The following is a 17,632-nucleotide window of genomic DNA, read 5'->3' as shown; positions in this document are numbered from 1 at the left end:
TCAACTATAATGAAGAAATAGTCACTACTGAAAAGGAGTGGGAGTTGTGGATTCAAAGATTCTAACGACTTTAGAATTTAGTAAAATTAAACAAGCAATTGAACAATATACGGTGTCTGCTTTGGGTAAGCAAATGAGCCGGCAATTAATGCCCACAGCCGATCAGGCTACGATTCAACGTGCCTTAGACGAGACTAAGGATGCGGCCGATATTTTACGTCTAAAGGGAGCCATTCCGGTTCCACAGTTAGAAAATATCCAGCCGCACATGAAACGTTTAGCGATTGGTGCAACCTTAAATGGGCTGGAACTTGCCCAAATTGGGCGTGTTTTACGAGCAACTGCAGAAGTTGATCGCTTTTTTACCGATTTACGTGGTGCCGAAATTGATTTACGGCGACTTTACCACTGGCAGGACGAACTGGCTACGCTTACTAGTTTAACGCGGCGACTTCGCGTTTCGTTGGAGGATGATGGTCACGTCACTGATGATGCTTCAACCAAATTAAAGGGAATTCGAAATGGGATTCAACAATTAGAAGGTCAGATTCGGGAACGCATGGAGGGTTTCACCCGGGGAAAACAGGCCAAATATTTAAGTGAACCAATTATCACCATTCGAAATGAGCGCTATGTTATTCCCGTCAAACAAGAATACCGTAGTCATTTTGGCGGTGTTGTTCATGATCAAAGTGCAACTGGTCTAACACTATTTATTGAACCGCAAAGTGTGCTGGACCTTAATAATCGTTTAAGACAACGCCAAGCAGAAGAGCACCAGGAAGTACAACGACTTTTAATAGAATTATCTAACGAGTTGGCACCATACCAAACGGAAATTATCCAGAATGCAAACATTCTCGGCCATTTAGATTTTGCCAACGCTAAAGCGCGTTACGCCAAGGCAATTAAGGCCACTGAGCCGCTATTAGACGACGTCAATCACGTTAACTTGCGCCAAGCACGGCACCCGCTGATTGCGGCGGATAAAGTGGTTGCTAACGATATTTCAATTGGTGAAAATTTTCAGGCGGTTGTCATTACTGGTCCTAATACAGGTGGGAAGACAATCACTTTGAAGACGATTGGATTATTGCAGCTGATGGCCCAGGCTGGGCTATTTATTCCGGCCAACGAGGAAAGTCGCGTTGGTGTTTTTGCTGATATATTTGCGGATATCGGTGATGAACAATCCATCGAGCAGAATTTAAGTACTTTCTCCGCTCACATGTCGAATATTGTGACGATATTAAAACGGATTGATGAAAAAAGTCTCGTTCTTTTAGATGAAGTGGGCGCTGGAACCGACCCCCAAGAAGGCGCGGCCCTAGCAATTTCAATTTTGGATCGAATTGGTGCAATTGGTAGCTACGTTATGGCAACTACTCATTATCCGGAACTAAAAGCGTACGGCTATAATCGGCCCAATACAATTAACGCAAGTATGGAGTTTGATGTTGAAACGCTGCAGCCAACTTATCGCTTATTAATGGGAGTACCTGGTCGTTCTAATGCCTTTGATATTGCGTTACGGTTGGGACTTGATCCACTGGTTATTAGCCAATCCAAGAGTTTAATGAGCGATGATAGTCAAGACCTGAACAATATGATTACTGATTTAGAAAATCAGCGTAAGGCGGCCCAAAAGGAATATCAAGAAGCGCGAGTGACGCTGCAAAAGGCCACTGAGTTGCATGAGGATTTAGAAAGTGCCAGTCGTGAATTCTTCAATGCACGGCAAACACAACTGGATAAGGCCAAAGATCAGGCAAACGAAATTGTGAATAAGGCACAAAAAGAAAGTAACCGAATCATTCATGAATTACGCCAATTACAATTAAGTGGCCAGGCCGGCGTCAAAGAACATCAGTTGATTGCCGCAAAAACGGATTTGGAGAATTTGAAGCAGAACAAGGCCTTAGCTAAAAACAAAGTATTGCGCCACGAAAAAAATAAACAGGCTTTAAAGGTCGGGGATGACGTTTTGGTAACAACTTACGGACAACATGGGGTGTTGCTACAACAATTAGATAAGAAATACTGGGAAGTCCAAGTTGGCATTATTAAATTAAAAGTAAAAGTTAGCGATTTAGAAAAAACTAAAGCAGAGGCACCACAAAAACAGAAACAACAAACGACAACGATTCACGCCACTAATCGGGTTAATCCAACCCTTGATTTGCGAGGTGAACGGTACGAAAATGCACTGGCAAAAGTTGATCGCTACATTGACTCGGCGCTTTTAGCTGGCTACCCACAAGTAACAATTGTGCACGGTAAGGGTACTGGCGTCTTACGCCAGGGGATTACGACTTATTTACAGGGTAATCGCCAAGTTAAGAAATTTACCTTTGCACCGCTTAATGCGGGTGGTAATGGCGCGACCGTTGTTACTTTTAAATAGTAAGCTTATTTTTTGTAAGCAAAGTGTTTGTTGTCGTCCAATTTTTCTGCTAAACTGTAACTATCGATTGGGTGGGTCAGGTTTCTTTAGTTTGAAATCTGGCTATGGCAATCAAATTCTGTAGTAGGTAAATTAAATAGGGGGTCTGCAAAATGGTAAAAGCAATCACTGATAAAGACTTTAGTGAAGAAACTGATAAAGGGGTTGTCCTAACAGATTTTTGGGCAACTTGGTGTGGTCCTTGTCGGATGCAATCACCTGTTGTTGAACAGCTAGCTGAGGATTATGATGGTGAAGTTAAGTTCACCAAAATGGACGTTGATGAAAACCCTAATACCGCTCAAAACTTCGGTATTATGAGTATTCCAACGCTGCTAGTTAAAAAAGACGGCCAAGTTGTTGAAACCTTAGTTGGTTACCATACTAAAGATCAATTAGATAAAATTTTGGCACAATATACAGCAGCAGAGGCTTAACAAAATAAGTTTCAACGCTGAGAATGATAATAAGGCTGACCACATAACTTAGGTTTTGTGGTCAGCTTTTTTGATGAAAAATAATGGTCTGGTTTTTAAAGTGGTGATTAATAAACAAAACGCTAATTAACATTTTTGATTTAGAGTAGTTTGACTGTTACTGCTAGCTAGCCAGAACTTCAATGCTATAATTAAGTGGCCTGATACTGGAGGGAGTGACCGTGATTCGAAAACAAAAGGGACGCGATTTAAAAGTTTACGCCTATTTAAAGTTGGCAGTGAAGCCTGCAGTGTTATCCATAACGACAATGATTTCAAATGATGAGGCAACTTACTCTGGACCATACCCTAGCTTCAAGGTGGCCCAGACATTGTCCGATTTACTTGGAGCGCTCAAACCACTGTTAGGAACAGAACAATGGTTGCAAAACTGTCGTGCTTTTTTGGCCGGTGATTATCAGCCGTTACAAATGTTGTTGAACCAAAAAATGCAACAGGAAGCAACTAAGTTGAATTTTGAATTGGCGGCAACCTATCGCAATCACTGGCAAAAACTGGCCACCTTAATTGAGCAACAACATTGGACGGCGACCAGGGTAAGCCAAGATGCGTTTGGGTACGCCGTAAAAGGAAATCAAATTTGTCTGACAACTTTGTTCATTCGCCAGGAGAGCATCCAGCAGCGAACTGCCGTCACTTTAAAATTACAAACATCGATTGAACAAACAATGAAAGCCTATTTAACCAGATTTTATCAACAAAAAAATCATTTAATACCAACTAGTGTTTTATTACCCAAAGAACTTACTTTGGCAACTGATCATGAACAAAACTGGCAGCAACCTGAACATGGTTCCCAGCGTGGCGCTGTTTTGTTAGCAATTAAATTTGCACAGTCGCAGGTGGCAACGACTAAGCTGGATGGTCAGCAGGCGGTTCGTGATTTAGGAACTGCGTTAGGCATGCCGGCGCCAACCCGGATTGAGGCCTTTGATAATTCTAATTTGCAGGATGCAGATCTGGTTTCCGCGATGGTTGTGTTTGAACATGGTCGACCGTTAAAATCCAATTACCGGAAATACAAAATTAAGACGGTTATTGGTCAGGATGATTATGCGGCAATGCGTGAAGTGATTTATCGTCGCTATTCCCGGTTATTAAAAATGGGTAGCCGCTTACCTGATCTTATTTTAATTGATGGTGGGCCAGGTCAAGTTACGGTGGCGCAAGGTGTTTTAGAAGATCAACTTGGTTTATTAATTCCTGTGGCCGGAATGGTCAAGGACCAGCATCACCGCACGGATCATTTATTATTTACCGGGCAAATAGTTCCTTTAGAGAAAGATAGTTTGGCGTTTCGCCTGCTTACCCAAATTCAAAATGAGGTTCACCGTTTTGTCATTACCTATTTTCGGCAACGTCATGAAAAGAGCGGTTTTGCGTCATTGCTAGATACTGTTCCCGGCATTGGTCCCAAAAGAAAGCAAGTACTTTTACGTCAGTTTGGCGCGATTGAGCAAATTGCGGCCGCACCAGTTGCCGAATTAGTTAAACTGGGCATACCCGTTACAGTCGCAGAAAATTTAAATAAGGTATTAAGTCAATCAAATCGTGATAATTAAATTATAAAAAAGGGGAGCAGCCTAGGATTGTAAGTTTAACCCTAAGTTGCTTCCTTTAAGAATGAGTGATTAATGATGGCTACCAAACCAGTGGCGTTTTTTATGGTCGTCACGGCGCGAAGGAATAAAGCCTGCACGGGGTTCAGTATTATTGTCAGATTTAGTTGTGGTTGTTTCAATGTTTGGTTCGACCTTTGTTATTTCTGGTGCCGATTCGATCGGCTCAGAGTCATCCTTTGAAAAGGTTAATGGTTCGGCAGTTTGTGTCGTCAGAGGAGTATCAGTTGTATCGGTGGCAATCGTGATCGTAACCAGACCTTGGCCGATCTCTTGCTGACCTTCAGCTACTACTGCAGTGATCTGTTGAATTTGCTGAGCAATAAAACCAGTTTCAAGCTGAAAGTCAGCTTTCGCAAAAGCCGCTTGCCTTTTCTCGATAACGGGGCCAGCCAAGGTAAAATGATATTGCCGGTGTCCTTGTTCAGTTAGCGTTAGGTCACCTAAGCCGAACTGGCTAAAAAAGTGAGAAAGATCGCTAATATCGGCCAATGGTAATTGCCGAGCAAGACTTTTACCAGCCCAATACAAAATACCCGCCGATTCTTGACCAAGTAGATTAGGCAATAACACGTCACGCAATAATTCGTAATTCAAAGAATTAGCCGTTGTGGAAGATTTTATTAAACTGTCATATAAGTTTTCTGTCATGGGTAACGTCCCCTCTTAAAAGGTCTTAAGTTCATTATACCAAAAAAGAATCGTTCGCACGTTTAATTCATGATAAAAGTGGAAACCTTGCACAATTTTTGAAATGGCGGTAGAGTTTAGGTTCGAGGTTCAATAAAGGACAGAATTTTAAATGGTAAAAGAGGCAAAATAAATGAGCAATGAACAAGCGATTGGCTTTATGGACTCTGGTGCTGGTGGACTAACCGTTGTTCGTGAGGCAATGCGCCAGTTACCGAACGAACGAGTTGTTTATATCGGTGATACGGCACGTAATCCATATGGCCCTAGACCGCAGGAACAAGTTAAACAATTCACTTGGGAAATGACTAATTTCTTATTGGCCCAAAACGTTAAAATGATTGTAATTGCTTGTAACACGGCAACGGCGGCCGCTTTAGAAGAGATAAAGGCCAAGTTAAAAATTCCGGTGATCGGTGTTATTTTACCAGGCAGCCGAGCCGCAATTAAGGCAACTAAAAACCAACGGATTGGTGTCATTGGTACGCAAGGGACGATTAAAAGTGAGGCTTACGCTAAGGCCATTCACCAGAAGGCGGCTCACGTAACCGTTAGTAGTTTAGCGTGCCCTGAATTTGTGTCATTAGTTGAAAGTAATGAATATCGATCAGCCGTTGCCAAAAAGGTGGTGGCGGATGATCTAAGTTATTTTGCGGATAAAAACATTGATACTTTGGTTATGGGTTGTACACACTACCCGTTACTACGGCCTTTAATTCAAAATTTTGTTGGTGATCAGGTGACTTTAATTGATTCTGGTGCCGAAACGGTGACCCAAGTGTCGATGCTTTTAGATTATTTTGAGATTGCCAACGAGAATAATCAGGTAGCACCGCAACACGCTTTTTATACCACGGGTAATCCTAAAATGTTTAACGAAATTGCGGGGGATTGGCTACAATTAGGCGATTTAGATACGCAGCACGTTGACTTTTAATTTGGAGGTTAAAGTTATGTTACAACGACAAAATGATCGGGGAAAGGCTGAGTTACGGCCATTTAAAATGGTACCCAATTATCTGAAAAATCCTGAAGGCTCAGTCTTGATGGTACTTGGTGATACGCAAATTGTCTGTAATGCAAGTGTTGAAGAACACTTACCTAAATTTTTGCAGGGACAGGGTAAGGGCTGGATTAGCGCGGAATATAGTATGTTACCCCGAGCAACACAGCAACGGACTCGACGTGAAGCAACACGGGGCCACCAAAATGGGCGGACGATTGAGATTCAGCGCTTAATTGGCCGCTCTTTACGGGCAGTAGTTGATTTAGAAAAGCTTGGTGAGCGTTCAATTATCGTCGATTGTGATGTTTTGCAGGCGGATGGTGGAACAAGAACGGCCAGCATTACCGGGGCTTTTTTTGCCTTAAAATTAGCGATTCAGCACTTACTAGATACCCAAGTGCTGACAGAAGATCCATTGAAGGACGATTTGGCGGCCATCAGTGTTGGAATCGTACCTGAATTAGGGCCAGTACTTGATCTTGATTACGATGAAGATTCACAGGCTGAAGTTGACATGAACATTGTGCGGACTGGTAGTGGTGAATTTGTTGAGCTGCAAGGAACTGGTGAAGAGGCAACTTTTTCTGGTAGTGAACTAAATGATCTACTTTATTTAGGGACAAAAGGGGTTGAGCAACTCATTACAGCGCAACGACATCAGTTTGAAAAATTGCTGCACCCCTACGATACGGCTAATTTAGGTGAGCAAACAATTGTAGTTGCAACACGTAACCCAGGTAAGGCGAAGGAATTCAAGTCAATGTTTGCCGAGGCCGATTTAACGGTTAAAACCTTGCTTGATTTTCCGGAAATTCCTGAGGTTAAAGAAACCGGCAAAACATTCGAAGAAAATGCACGCCTAAAGGCTGACTCAATTGCTTTGAAATTAAATCTACCCGTTTTGGCGGATGATTCCGGGTTGATGGTTGATGCTTTACACGGCCGCCCTGGGGTTTATTCGGCGCGTTTTGCCGGTGATCATAATGATGCCGCAAATAACGCCAAGTTACTATATGAATTAAGTGAATTGCCCAAGGAAAAGCGCACTGCGACTTTTCATACAACGCTTGTCTTTGCGAAACCTGGTCGTCCCAAAGATGATTTAGTGGTTGATGGCGAGGTTGCCGGTGAGATCTTATCGATTCCGCGTGGGGATAATGGGTTTGGCTATGACCCCTTATTTTACGTACCAAGTTTGAAAAAGAGTATGGCAGAATTAACCGAGGTTGAAAAAAATAAAATTTCACACCGGGGTAATGCCTTGCGAAAACTAGAGAATCAGTGGCAAGGCTGGTTGGCCGAGGATTAGCGCATTTTTCTAGCACAAACTAGCTTAATTAACTTTTTTAAACGTCCCTTAAGTTCATTGATTATTTAAATTTGAATGAAGTCGTTGGGAAAAGCTGATTTTACATCTAGTTTTCAGTACAATAAAGGTAATGAATGGAGGCGGTTTTCGTGATTAGTCAGCCAATGCTTACAATGCTTGCAAAAAATCAGGATCATTTTTTGATTCCTGCTGAAAAGGTTGCCAATGTCCAAGTTGATAATAAACTAAACCACGCTTTTTTAGTCTTGACAAAAGTTCGTTATTCCAAAATTCCCGTTCTGGATGCTGATTCAAAATTCATTGGTTTGTTGTCAATGCCAATGATTACGGACACAATGTTAGGGCTGGATGATATTGACGTGAGCCAGCTTAGTCAGCATTACGTTGGCGAAGTTTGTGAACGTGATGTTGCGACAGTTGAAAATCCCTATGACATTGAGTTAATATTACATTTATTAGTAGATGATCCGTTTTTACCGGTAGTTAGTCGCGAAGGTGACTTTACGGGAATTGTGACGCGGCGTGAAATGATGAAAAGTTTTAACTACGTTGTTCATAATTTTGAGCGGGAACCACAACTAATTAAACAGGGAGAGGTAAATGAAAATTTAACCTTAAAAAAATGAAATAGGAAAGGTGGGTGTCGTTTTGGACGCCAACGAAATTATTCGCTTTATTAGTGAGGCAAAGAAGCAAACACCAGTTAAGGTTTATCTTAAGGGAAACCTGGCCGCTTTAAAGGTGCCAGATGAATTAGAAACTTTTTTTGAAACAAAAACGGGGGTACTCTTTGGTGATTGGGCCGTTGTTGAACCTTTTTTAAAGAAAAATGCGGCCGCAATTAGTGATTACCACGTTGAAAATAGTGCCCGAAACTCGGCCGTTCCAATGGTTGATTTAAAACAATTTGATGCTCGAATTGAACCAGGAGCATTTATTCGCGATCAGGTTGAAATTCATAAAAATGCCGTGATTATGATGGGTGCCGTAATTAATATTGGTGCCGTGATTGGTGAAGGCTCAATGATTGATATGGGCGCCGTACTTGGCGGCAGGGCAACTGTTGGTAAGCGGGCACATATTGGTGCTGGCGCTGTACTTGCCGGCGTCGTTGAGCCACCTTCAGCCCAACCCGTTATGATTGATGATGATGTTTTAGTTGGTGCTAATGCAGTTGTTTTGGAAGGCATTCATGTTGGTAAGGGTGCTGTTGTTGCTGCCGGCGCTATTGTCACGAAAGACGTTGCACCAAATACGGTTGTTGCCGGTGTACCGGCCAAGAAAATTAAAGATATTGACGATAAAACTCGAAGTAAGACTGAAATTCTAGATGCCTTACGTAAATTAGATTAGCGGGTAAAATTATAGTTAAAAATTATTTTTATAACTATTCGGTAATTAGGTTAATTTAAGGGTGCTTTTTTAAGCATGCCTTGGACGAGTGCCCGGCGCGATGTTTTCGGCTTGTCCCGATAGTCTTAGTTGAATCGTTATTATCGTAATAAGGCTATTAATGGCTTTAGATGTGATTCAAACTTAATCTGATCGGGTATACTCGGTGCAACCTATAGTAACCTGCAATTGCGGCGTAGAATTTAAATGGCTTTTTAGCCACTCTTTGATAAAGGGATGAAATAGTTGACACTAACGACGAAGGCTCTAACAAAGATATACGAAGATTTACATCAAATTCCTGAGCTTGGTTTGCAAGAACATGAAACGCAGGCCTATTTACTTAATGTTATTAAGCGATTGCCGCAAACTAATTTAAAAATTAAAACGGTTGAAACGGCGACGTTGGTATTTATTACCGGTAGTGCAGCTAAGCAAACAATCGGTTGGCGGACGGATATTGATGCCCTGCCTGTAACTGAAAAAACTGGTTTGCCTTTTGCCTCTAAGCATCCAGGAATGATGCACGCTTGTGGGCATGATTTACACATGACGGTTGCTCTCGGGCTCTTAGCGTATTTTGCTGAGCACCAACCAAAGAACAACTTGTTTTTCTTGTTTCAACCAGCTGAAGAGAATGCTAGTGGTGGTAAGCGATTATATGACAGTGGGGCTCTGGATGATTGGCTGCCTGACGAAATTTACGGTCTACACATCAATCCACAGTTACCAGCTGGAGCAATTGGTTGTCGCCAAGGGACACTTTTCGCGGGAACTTGCGAAATTCACGCTCGTTTTCACGGTAAGAGTGGTCACGCGGCTTACCCGCACCTTGCTAACGATATGGTAGTTGCTGGTGCTTACTTTGTCAGCCAACTACAAACAATTGTGAGCCGCAATGTTAATCCAATTGAAGCGGGTGTGGTCACGCTTGGCCAATTTCACGCGGGGACGATTGGTAATGTTATCAGTGGTGAGGCTAAGATTGACGGGACAATTCGTGCGCTAACGCAAAAAATGAATCGCCATATTCAACGACGTGTTCAAACAATTGCTGAAGGCGTTGCATTGGCCTTTAATTGTGAAGTTGAATTAAAGCTCAACCAAGGTGGTTATTATCCGGTTGAAAATAATCCCGCTACAACTAAAGCGTTGATTGATTTCATGCAGCAAGAACCAGGAGTCAATTTTATTGAAACTGAACCGGCGATGACTGGGGAGGATTTCGGTTACTTAATCTCTAAAATTAACGGAACTATGTTTTGGCTAGGGGTTGATCAACCCTATCAACTACATTCAGAAAAGTTAGCGCCAAATGAAGCGGCAATTGGAAAAGGTGTTGCTGCCATTACGGCCTACTTTAAACAACGAGATCAAACTTTAGCATAGGAAATATTTGAAAAAAGTATTTACACTAAACTAGGGCGTGTCTTCAAAATCGATAAATCCAGTCTATTCTTGGATTTTTCATAGTTTTTGGTACAATGATTCGGTAAAAGTAGACTATTAGCTTTGAAAAATAGTTAAATTTTCTACAAAAACGAACATTTTTTAATTTGAAGACACACCCTAGTTAAGTAAAATACTATTAAAGATCTGCTTCAAACACGAACTAGACTAAGCAGTGGAGGCCAGGACAAAAGTCCTGGCCTCTTCTATTTCCGATCATTACGCTAGAACGTGCGCCAAAAGCCAGGGTTCACGTGCTTAACTATTGCTAATCCAATAACCATAATACGGTTATTGGATTAGTTTACGTTGCGCAGTAAACCCAAAGCCAACCTTTGTCCCACTCCCCCACTGCTATTTTATTGACGTTTACCTTCAAAATAGTTTAAGCTAATTGTAATTATAAGTAAAGCAAGGAGGAACTGTCGTGAAAATTAAGCTAGTACCGGCAAAAGTAGGACAGCAATTATTTTCGCCTAATTTTCTTATCCAATTGAAGGCCGAAACAATTATTTTGGAAGTTGAAGCGGGTCAAGAATGGCAAACGGCAGCAATCAAGGCCTTTAATCAGCATGGTCGCGTTGCTGCTTTTAGACACCAACAGCGTGAATTTTTACTGGTCAATAAGTATTGGCTTTACCAAGTTCACGTTACAAGTGAAAGTCTATCTGCGTACCAAACTGCTTTACTGTCGATTAGCCGTGAGTTAAAACAAGCTAAACAGTTTAAGGCACGGCAGTTTACAATTGATACCCAGGCCCAGACCTCTGTTTACGGTATTTTAAATATTACAGATGATTCCTTTTCCGATGGTGGCCAGTATTTTACAACTGAAAAGGCAGTTGCCCGTGCAAAGCAAATGGTTGCCCAGGGTGCTAACGTGATCGAATTAGGTGGTCAATCAACGCGGCAAAGTTACAATGAGATTAGCGCAGATGAAGAATTGCGCCGTATTTTACCAGTATTAAAGGCTATTAGGAACACCATCAAGGTGCCAATCGCCGTTGATACTTATAAGTACAAAGTGGTTGAAGGTGTATTGGCTGCCGGCGCAGCAATTATTAATGATGTCAAGCCAGTGACCGTAGAAATTTTAAACGCCGTTGTCCAGGCCAATGCGGGGCTAATCATTATGCATACGCAAAATACAACGCATTACCAAGATCTAATAACGGATATTCACCAGTATTTTGCAAGTACGATTCAAACGGCAATTTCGGCCGGCTTAACTCGGCAGCAATTAATGATTGACGTTGGGTTAGGTGGCGATTTTGGTAAAACTTACGAACAGGAATATACATTGCTGCACAATTTGGATGCTTTTAATGATTTAGGCGTTGCCACCTTAATAGCACCTTCACGAAAAGGATTCATTGGCAAATTACTGAATTTGTCTGTTAGCGAACGATTAGTACCAACAATGGCCTTATTTGCAAATTCAACTAGTTTAGACGTTAATTTTATGCGTGCTCATGACGTTGAAGCAGCCCGCCAAACATTGACAATTATTGATAAAGTAAAGCGGAGTTTTGCGTATTAAATTGTTGATCAGAGATTAAGTATAATTTGTGACTTTATAAAAAGGGAGGACTACTAATGGGTCAAATCAAAATAACGAATATGCAATTTTATACGTATAATGGCGTTTTAAAGGAAGAAAATAAGTTAGGGCAACGGTTGGAGATCGATGTTGTACTGCAGGTTTCTTTTGAAAAACTTGGAACCAGGGATGACTTACGGCAAACGGTAAATTACGCTGCCGTTTACCAAACAATTGCTCAGTCGGTTAAAACACACCAGTATCAATTAATTGAAAGTCTGGCCAATTATTTAACCCAGGGAATATTAGCTGCGTACCCCAAAGTGATGAGTATCAAGCTAGAGCTTCGCAAATATAGTGTCCCGATCGATGGTATTTTTGATCATGTTGCGGTTGCTAGTGAAGTGAAACGCGATGATGTATGATGTGTATTTGAGTTTAGGTGCCAATCTTGGTGACCGCAGACTAGCATTGGAGACGGCAATTAATGCCTTAAAAAATGTTCCTGAAATCAACGTTCAACAAATTTCAAGTTTATACCAAACGGCACCAGTTGGTGGGGTTAAACAGGACGATTTTTATAACTGTGCACTTTATTTACGGACCTCATTAACGCCAACCGACTTACTAGTAAAATTGCATCAGATTGAAGCCGCGGGTAAGCGGCAACGAAAAATTCATTGGGGCCCGCGCACAATTGACCTAGATATTTTGGTGTATGATGATTTAAAAATTCAAACAAAATCACTGACAATCCCACATTCGCAAATGCACCGCCGCTCGTTTGTATTAGTTCCTTTGTTGGAAATTACAACTGGAAAATTGCACAAGCAGACATTAATTTTATTACAAAGATTAGGTGATCAACAACGAATTGAAAAGATTGGGAGTGTGTTCAATGAAGCAGACCGAGTTGAAAAAAATTGAGTTGGCCGTTCAAACGATCTTGGAAACCGTGGGCGAAGATATTGAGCGACCAGGTTTAAAAGAGACGCCAGCGCGAGTTGCACGGATGTACGCGGAGATTTTTTCTAGCGTGAAAGAAACAGAATTTGAAAATTATAAAATGTTTAAAACGGATAGTGAAAATGACCTTGTGATTGTTAAAGAAATTCCTTTTTACTCAATGTGTGAACATCATTTACTCCCTTTTTGGGGGACGGTTAATGTCGGTTATGTCCCTAAGGCCGGTCAAATTATTGGTTTGAGTAAAATAGCTCGCTTGGTGGATTACGTTGCTAAACGACCTAACGTTCAGGAGCGGCTCACTTCACAGATTGTGGCCGAGCTGGATAAAATATTGCAGCCAGGGGGGATTGCGGTGGAAGTTAAGGCACGCCATATGTGTATGGAAATGCGTGGTGTCCAAAAAATCGGAAGTGAAACGGTCACCGCCGCCTTTTCTGGAAGTTTGAAAACTGCCGTGGCGAAAAACGAATTTCAGCAACGCTTGGCACTATGATTGTTTGGCCGTAAATAGTTGCAGCTACATTAATCATTGATATTGCAGCATTTTAAAAGGTAGTGATCATCAGATGAAAACAATTATTTTTGCTAGTCATAACCAGAAAAAGTTGGTAGAACTGAGTAAGTTAATGCCAGCTAACGTTAATTTGATTTTACCGAAAGCAATTAATTTTCCGGCGGAAGGCAACATTAGTTATTACGCTAACGGGAAAGCCAAAGTAATGGCGTTAGAAAATATTGCTTTGCCAATTCTGGCAGATGATTCCGGAATTGAATTTAGGGCCTTACCACAATCCTTTGGTGTTCGAACACGCCGGGACCTGGCCCAAATTCCACCGGCGCAGTGGAATGATTATTTATTAAAAAGATTGGCCGGTGAAACGAATCGGCAAGTTAGCTTACGAAGTGTGCTTGTTTTACGGTTGCCGAATGCATTGTGGTTGAGTGCTGAAGGATGTGTTACCGGTCAATTAGTTAATCTGGCCCGCGGGCATTATAGTGGTGGTTTTGATCAACTATTGGAATTGCCACAACTAGGTAAAACACTGGCCGAACTACCAGCTAAAAAGCGGCGTCACTATAGTCACCGCGGGCGTGCAATGCTTAATTTAATGCAGCAGTTGGGTCAATTGAATTGGTAATTGCCGCATGGTTCAAAAATAAGTAAAAAAGCAGTACAATGAAGTTGGTAACTAGGATTTAAATTAAATGGGGGTTTTTAAAAGATGGCAAAAGTAGAAAGTTTTACGTTGGATCATACAAAGGTTAAAGCACCTTATGTTCGTTTAATTACCGTTGAAACTGGCAAAAAGGGTGATGAAATTTCAAACTTTGATTTACGTTTAGTTCAACCAAATGAAAACGCAATTCCAACTGCAGGTCTACATACAATTGAACATATGTTAGCCGGATTATTGCGTGACCGAATGTCTGGTGTAATTGATTGTTCACCATTTGGTTGCCGGACTGGTTTTCATTTAATTACTTGGGGCGAACATTCTACAACCGAAGTTGCTGAGGCTTTGAAGGGCTCACTTGAATTTATTGCTGGACCAGCGACTTGGGATGACGTGCAAGGAACTGATATTACAAGTTGTGGTAATTACCGCGACCATTCATTGTTCTCCGCTAAGGAATGGGCAAAGAAAATTTTGGCAGAAGGCATTAGCTCGGATCCTTTTGACCGCAAAGTCGTCACTAAATCATTATAGTTTCCTGAATTAATCGGATAGTTTAATTCACTATTGTAAAATAAAATTTCCCACCATTAGTAGTTAACAAAGTCTACTAATGGTGGGAAATTTTATTTATTATTCTTTTTTCTTAGCCATTTTATCAACTTTGAAGGGATTACCCTGTTCATCAGTAACAAAAATATTATGGGACGCCTTAAAACTAATACTAAGTTGCTTACCACTGGCAACTTCCTGTACTGCAATGGGACCATCAAATGGTTCGTGCTTGATGACCTTAATTTGAGTTTCTAATTTTAAATTAATATCACGTAAGTAAATTAGTAGATCATGATCATCAATAAAGCGTTCAATGGTGACCGTTTCACCATCAGGAATATCATCCAAGACAGTGTAACTTTCTTCTTGAAAGTTACCATCACGATCAGGGATGACACCACCGTGGGGACAATGGGTTGGGTAGTTAAGAAACTTATCAAGGTGTGCTAGTAGCTCGGCACTAGTTGCGTGCTCCAGAACCTCAGCTTCAGGATGAATATCCGCTAAGGCAAAATCAAGCGTAGAAGCCAGAAAAGTCTCCCATAAACGGTGTTTACGAATTAATAGGATGGCCTGATCTAGGCCTTTTTTTGTTAATGAAATATCATCGTAAGGTTTATGCGAAACAAGGCGTTCTTTTTTTAATTTAGAGATCATCTCTGTCACTGAACCAGCTGCGATCCCTAATGCTAAAGCAATTTGTTTATTTGAAACTTCACGTTTAGCACCACCGAGTTCGAATATTATCTTCAAATAATCTTCTTTAATAGGCGTCATTGACGTTATCACGCTCCTATAGCAAAATTCTAATATTAAAATTTATTGCTTATAGTATACCGCAATTACAATGAATTAGGCAACGGCGCCAAAATGAATTAGATGACGAAACTGTGACAAATATTGTGAATTAATGACATAGGTGTAAAAACTTTAGAAAAGATTGAAAATATTGTACACTAGATCCTGTGAGTTAAAGAGCAATTAGCTCATGAGCCAGTGGTAAGTAATTCGGTTTGGTTTACCTACTTTATCAATTGCAATCATAATTAACTTATTAAATGGTAAACATAACTGTAAAATTATCTTAAAATACGTTATACTAAGCACTAGAAACTTCGGGGAACGTTTACGTTTTTCTGGTTTAAAATTACTGAACTGAATATGAATATTAACAAGGAGGCTGTTATATGACAAAAGCAAAATCTAAGAATCATTTCTCTACATACGTAGCTGCGGGAGTTGTTGGTCTAGCCGGGGCAGCATTGGTTGGAACTTCACAAGCACAGGCGGCAACTACTACGGGTAAGGTTAATTTTCAAAATGGCGCAACAACTGTTTGGAATAACCCAAGTAAAGGATTAACTGCTAATCATTATTTAACGAGTGGACAAACTGTTAACGTTGAAAGTCAGCAGCAAATTGCTGGTGAAACTTGGTATAATGTTGGTAACGACCAGTGGGTACCTGCAAAGTACGTTACAGTCGCTAAACAAGCAGCAACAACGGCTAAGAAGGATACCGTTACTTCCAAATATCAATCTGGCGCAACGACTATTTGGACAGCACCAACTAGTGGTCAGCCAACTGGTAAATATTTAACGTTTAAACAAACAATTAATGTAACCGCACAAAAACAAGTTTATGGATTAACTTGGTATCAAATTGGAACTAACCAGTGGGTACCAAGTGCTTATGTGGCGCTAAATGATCCTGAATTAGCAAACACACAAGCTGTTACCCAATCAGTTTCTTTAACAGCGACAGCAACTAAGAGTTCATCTGCTGCTAATACAACAGCTGCAGCAACACCAGTTAGTGCTGCTACGACTTCACAGGCTAGTGCAACACCAGCTTCCAGTGCTGAACAATCGGCCGCAAATACTACTGCTGCTAGTCAAGCTGACACACAATCAACTGCAACTTCAGCGACTAATTCCAGTCAGTCGGCTGCAACTTCGGCTGCCAATGCTAGTTTAGCTCAGGCACAGTCAAGTGCTGCGGCTGCTAGTCAGGCCGTTGCTCAATCAGCTGCAACTTCAAGTGCCAATGCTAGTTTAGCGGTCGCTTCAAGTGCTGCCGCAGCAAGCCAAGCTGCCTCGCAGTCAGCTGCAACCTCAGCGGCTAATGTTAGTCAGGCACAGTCAAGTGCCGCGGCTACTAGTCAGGCCGTTGCCCAATCAGCTGCAACTTCAAGTGCTAATGCCAGTCAGGCCGCGGCGCAGTCAGCTGCAACTTCAGTCGCTAATGCAAGCCAAGCTGCAGCCCAATCGGCCGCAACTTCAACTGCTAATGCAAGCTCGGCCGCTGCCAGTCAAGCAGCTGCAACCTCGGCTGCTAATGTGAGTCAAACTCAGACACAATCAAGTGCTGCAACTGAAGCAACTAACACAGTTCAGACAACACAAAGTAGCCAGGCTAGTACGACACCAGTTTCGACTACACCAAGTCAAAGTGCTGCTAGTACTGCAAGCACAACAACTAATCAATCAGCAGTTCAAAAGGTAATTGCAGCTGCTGAGTCGCAAATTGGTGTACCTTACGTTTGGGGTGGTCATACAGCTAATGTTGGGTTAGATTGTTCAGGCCTGACTAGTTACGCCTTCTCGGCTGCCGGCATCAGTTTACCAGCCTACACGGTTTCACAAGAAAGTGCTGGTCAAAAGGTTTCTATTAGTGCCTTACAACCTGGTGATTTAGTCTTCTGGGGAGCTGCTGGGGCAACTTATCACGTTGCGCTATATATTGGTGGTAACCAGTACATTGCCGCACCACAACCCGGTGAAAACGTACAAGTACAGTCAATTTCTAGTTATTTCGAACCATCATTTGGTGTACGAGTACTTTAAGCATATAAAAGATCACTCTAGAGTTGTCCTAATTCGACAATTTTAGGCTCTCTGTCAAATCCTGTTGATAGCCAATTTTACAGCGTTAGAAGTTAGGCAACTTCTAATGCTGTTTTTTTAT

General features: G+C 41.5%; 17 protein-coding genes. 15 read left to right on the top strand and 2 right to left on the bottom strand.

All coding sequences use genetic code 11. The features are described from left to right. Window positions 1-46: 46 nt before the first annotated feature. The 3 genes from EKM98_RS09715 to EKM98_RS09705 all read left to right on the top strand — a co-directional run bounded on the left by EKM98_RS09715 (window position 47) and on the right by EKM98_RS09705 (window position 4,502). On the top strand, window positions 47-2,404 hold the full coding sequence (locus EKM98_RS09715) for an endonuclease MutS2 (protein WP_125982353.1): 2,358 nt from the start codon (window positions 47-49) through the stop codon (window positions 2,402-2,404). Window positions 2,405-2,556: 152 nt separating this feature from the next. Further along, a complete protein-coding gene (gene trxA, locus EKM98_RS09710; RefSeq protein ID WP_068223376.1) occupies window positions 2,557-2,880 on the top strand; it encodes a thioredoxin in 324 nt (107 codons plus the stop codon). 221 nt (window positions 2,881-3,101) lie between these two features. Then, entirely contained in the window at window positions 3,102-4,502 is a 1,401-nt protein-coding gene (locus EKM98_RS09705) for a helix-hairpin-helix domain-containing protein (protein ID WP_125982351.1), read from the top strand. Window positions 4,503-4,571: 69 nt separating this feature from the next. Here the strand turns inward: EKM98_RS09705 and EKM98_RS09700 are convergent, their stop codons facing one another. Next, window positions 4,572-5,210 carry a YslB family protein gene (locus EKM98_RS09700; RefSeq protein WP_125982349.1) on the bottom strand — a complete coding sequence of 213 codons (639 nt, stop codon included), beginning with the start codon at window positions 5,208-5,210 and terminating at the stop codon, window positions 4,572-4,574. A 172-nt stretch (window positions 5,211-5,382) separates the two neighbouring features. On the opposite strand from EKM98_RS09700, the gene racE reads away from it, so the two are divergent. The 11 genes from racE (at window position 5,383) to EKM98_RS09645 (ending at window position 14,644) form a co-directional block, all read left to right on the top strand. Then, window positions 5,383-6,186 carry a glutamate racemase gene (racE, locus tag EKM98_RS09695; RefSeq protein WP_125982348.1) on the top strand — a complete coding sequence of 268 codons (804 nt, stop codon included), beginning with the start codon at window positions 5,383-5,385 and terminating at the stop codon, window positions 6,184-6,186. 16 nt (window positions 6,187-6,202) lie between these two features. After that, a complete protein-coding gene (gene rph / locus EKM98_RS09690) occupies window positions 6,203-7,564 on the top strand; it encodes a ribonuclease PH (RefSeq protein WP_125982346.1) in 1,362 nt (453 codons plus the stop codon). Window positions 7,565-7,713: 149 nt separating this feature from the next. After that, window positions 7,714-8,211, top strand: coding sequence for a cyclic-di-AMP-binding protein CbpB (gene cbpB / locus EKM98_RS09685; RefSeq protein WP_068223390.1), 498 nt, complete (start codon window positions 7,714-7,716; stop codon window positions 8,209-8,211). 22 nt (window positions 8,212-8,233) lie between these two features. Continuing rightward, on the top strand, window positions 8,234-8,938 hold the full coding sequence (gene dapD, locus EKM98_RS09680; protein ID WP_125982344.1) for a 2,3,4,5-tetrahydropyridine-2,6-dicarboxylate N-acetyltransferase: 705 nt from the start codon (window positions 8,234-8,236) through the stop codon (window positions 8,936-8,938). Window positions 8,939-9,223: 285 nt separating this feature from the next. After that, entirely contained in the window at window positions 9,224-10,366 is a 1,143-nt protein-coding gene (locus EKM98_RS09675; protein WP_125982342.1) for an N-acetyldiaminopimelate deacetylase, read from the top strand. Window positions 10,367-10,853: 487 nt separating this feature from the next. Next, the gene (gene folP, locus EKM98_RS09670; protein ID WP_225418565.1) at window positions 10,854-11,966 is read left to right on the top strand and encodes a dihydropteroate synthase; all 1,113 of its coding nucleotides are present in this window, start codon (window positions 10,854-10,856) and stop codon (window positions 11,964-11,966) included. 56 nt (window positions 11,967-12,022) lie between these two features. Next, a complete protein-coding gene (gene folB, locus EKM98_RS09665) occupies window positions 12,023-12,391 on the top strand; it encodes a dihydroneopterin aldolase (protein ID WP_164512694.1) in 369 nt (122 codons plus the stop codon). Continuing rightward, the gene (folK, locus tag EKM98_RS09660; protein WP_225418564.1) at window positions 12,381-12,893 is read left to right on the top strand and encodes a 2-amino-4-hydroxy-6-hydroxymethyldihydropteridine diphosphokinase; all 513 of its coding nucleotides are present in this window, start codon (window positions 12,381-12,383) and stop codon (window positions 12,891-12,893) included. The genes folB and folK overlap by 11 nt, the downstream gene beginning before the upstream one ends. After that, the gene (gene folE, locus EKM98_RS09655) at window positions 12,865-13,428 is read left to right on the top strand and encodes a GTP cyclohydrolase I FolE (RefSeq protein ID WP_125982340.1); all 564 of its coding nucleotides are present in this window, start codon (window positions 12,865-12,867) and stop codon (window positions 13,426-13,428) included. Before folK ends, folE begins: the two co-directional genes overlap by 29 nt. Before the next feature lie 73 nt (window positions 13,429-13,501). Next, a complete protein-coding gene (locus EKM98_RS09650) occupies window positions 13,502-14,074 on the top strand; it encodes a non-canonical purine NTP pyrophosphatase (RefSeq protein WP_125982338.1) in 573 nt (190 codons plus the stop codon). 84 nt (window positions 14,075-14,158) lie between these two features. Continuing rightward, window positions 14,159-14,644: an S-ribosylhomocysteine lyase gene (locus EKM98_RS09645; RefSeq protein ID WP_068223408.1), complete on the top strand. Its 486-nt coding sequence runs from the start codon at window positions 14,159-14,161 to the stop codon at window positions 14,642-14,644. A gap of 99 nt (window positions 14,645-14,743) precedes the next feature. Here EKM98_RS09645 and EKM98_RS09640 read toward each other — a convergent pair whose 3' ends face one another. Further along, a complete protein-coding gene (locus EKM98_RS09640) occupies window positions 14,744-15,442 on the bottom strand; it encodes a metal-dependent transcriptional regulator (RefSeq protein ID WP_125982336.1) in 699 nt (232 codons plus the stop codon). Window positions 15,443-15,852: 410 nt separating this feature from the next. Here EKM98_RS09640 and EKM98_RS09635 point away from each other — a divergent pair, with 410 nt between their 5' ends. Further along, complete coding sequence (locus EKM98_RS09635; RefSeq protein ID WP_125982335.1) at window positions 15,853-17,511, top strand: C40 family peptidase; 1,659 nt, start codon at window positions 15,853-15,855, stop codon at window positions 17,509-17,511. Window positions 17,512-17,632 lie beyond the last annotated feature (121 nt).

Source organism: Loigolactobacillus iwatensis (assembly GCF_003950295.1).
GTDB classification, from domain to species: Bacteria; Bacillota; Bacilli; order Lactobacillales; family Lactobacillaceae; genus Loigolactobacillus; species Loigolactobacillus iwatensis.
This window is presented reverse-complemented; position numbering and strand designations above follow the sequence as displayed.

Excerpts from the sequence above, each read along its gene's own strand:
- racE (WP_125982348.1), top strand. The coding sequence starts at position 5,383 with ATGAGCAATGAACAAGCGATTGGCTTTATGGACTCTGGTGCTGGTGGA.
- trxA (WP_068223376.1), top strand. The coding sequence starts at position 2,557 with ATGGTAAAAGCAATCACTGATAAAGACTTTAGTGAAGAAACTGATAAA.
- EKM98_RS09640 (WP_125982336.1), bottom strand. The coding sequence starts at position 15,442 with ATGACGCCTATTAAAGAAGATTATTTGAAGATAATATTCGAACTCGGT.
- folE (WP_125982340.1), top strand. The coding sequence starts at position 12,865 with ATGAAGCAGACCGAGTTGAAAAAAATTGAGTTGGCCGTTCAAACGATC.
- EKM98_RS09635 (WP_125982335.1), top strand. The coding sequence starts at position 15,853 with ATGACAAAAGCAAAATCTAAGAATCATTTCTCTACATACGTAGCTGCG.
- folB (WP_164512694.1), top strand. The coding sequence starts at position 12,023 with ATGGGTCAAATCAAAATAACGAATATGCAATTTTATACGTATAATGGC.
- EKM98_RS09650 (WP_125982338.1), top strand. The coding sequence starts at position 13,502 with ATGAAAACAATTATTTTTGCTAGTCATAACCAGAAAAAGTTGGTAGAA.
- EKM98_RS09645 (WP_068223408.1), top strand. The coding sequence starts at position 14,159 with ATGGCAAAAGTAGAAAGTTTTACGTTGGATCATACAAAGGTTAAAGCA.
- rph (WP_125982346.1), top strand. The coding sequence starts at position 6,203 with ATGTTACAACGACAAAATGATCGGGGAAAGGCTGAGTTACGGCCATTT.
- EKM98_RS09700 (WP_125982349.1), bottom strand. The coding sequence starts at position 5,210 with ATGACAGAAAACTTATATGACAGTTTAATAAAATCTTCCACAACGGCT.
- folK (WP_225418564.1), top strand. The coding sequence starts at position 12,381 with ATGATGTATGATGTGTATTTGAGTTTAGGTGCCAATCTTGGTGACCGC.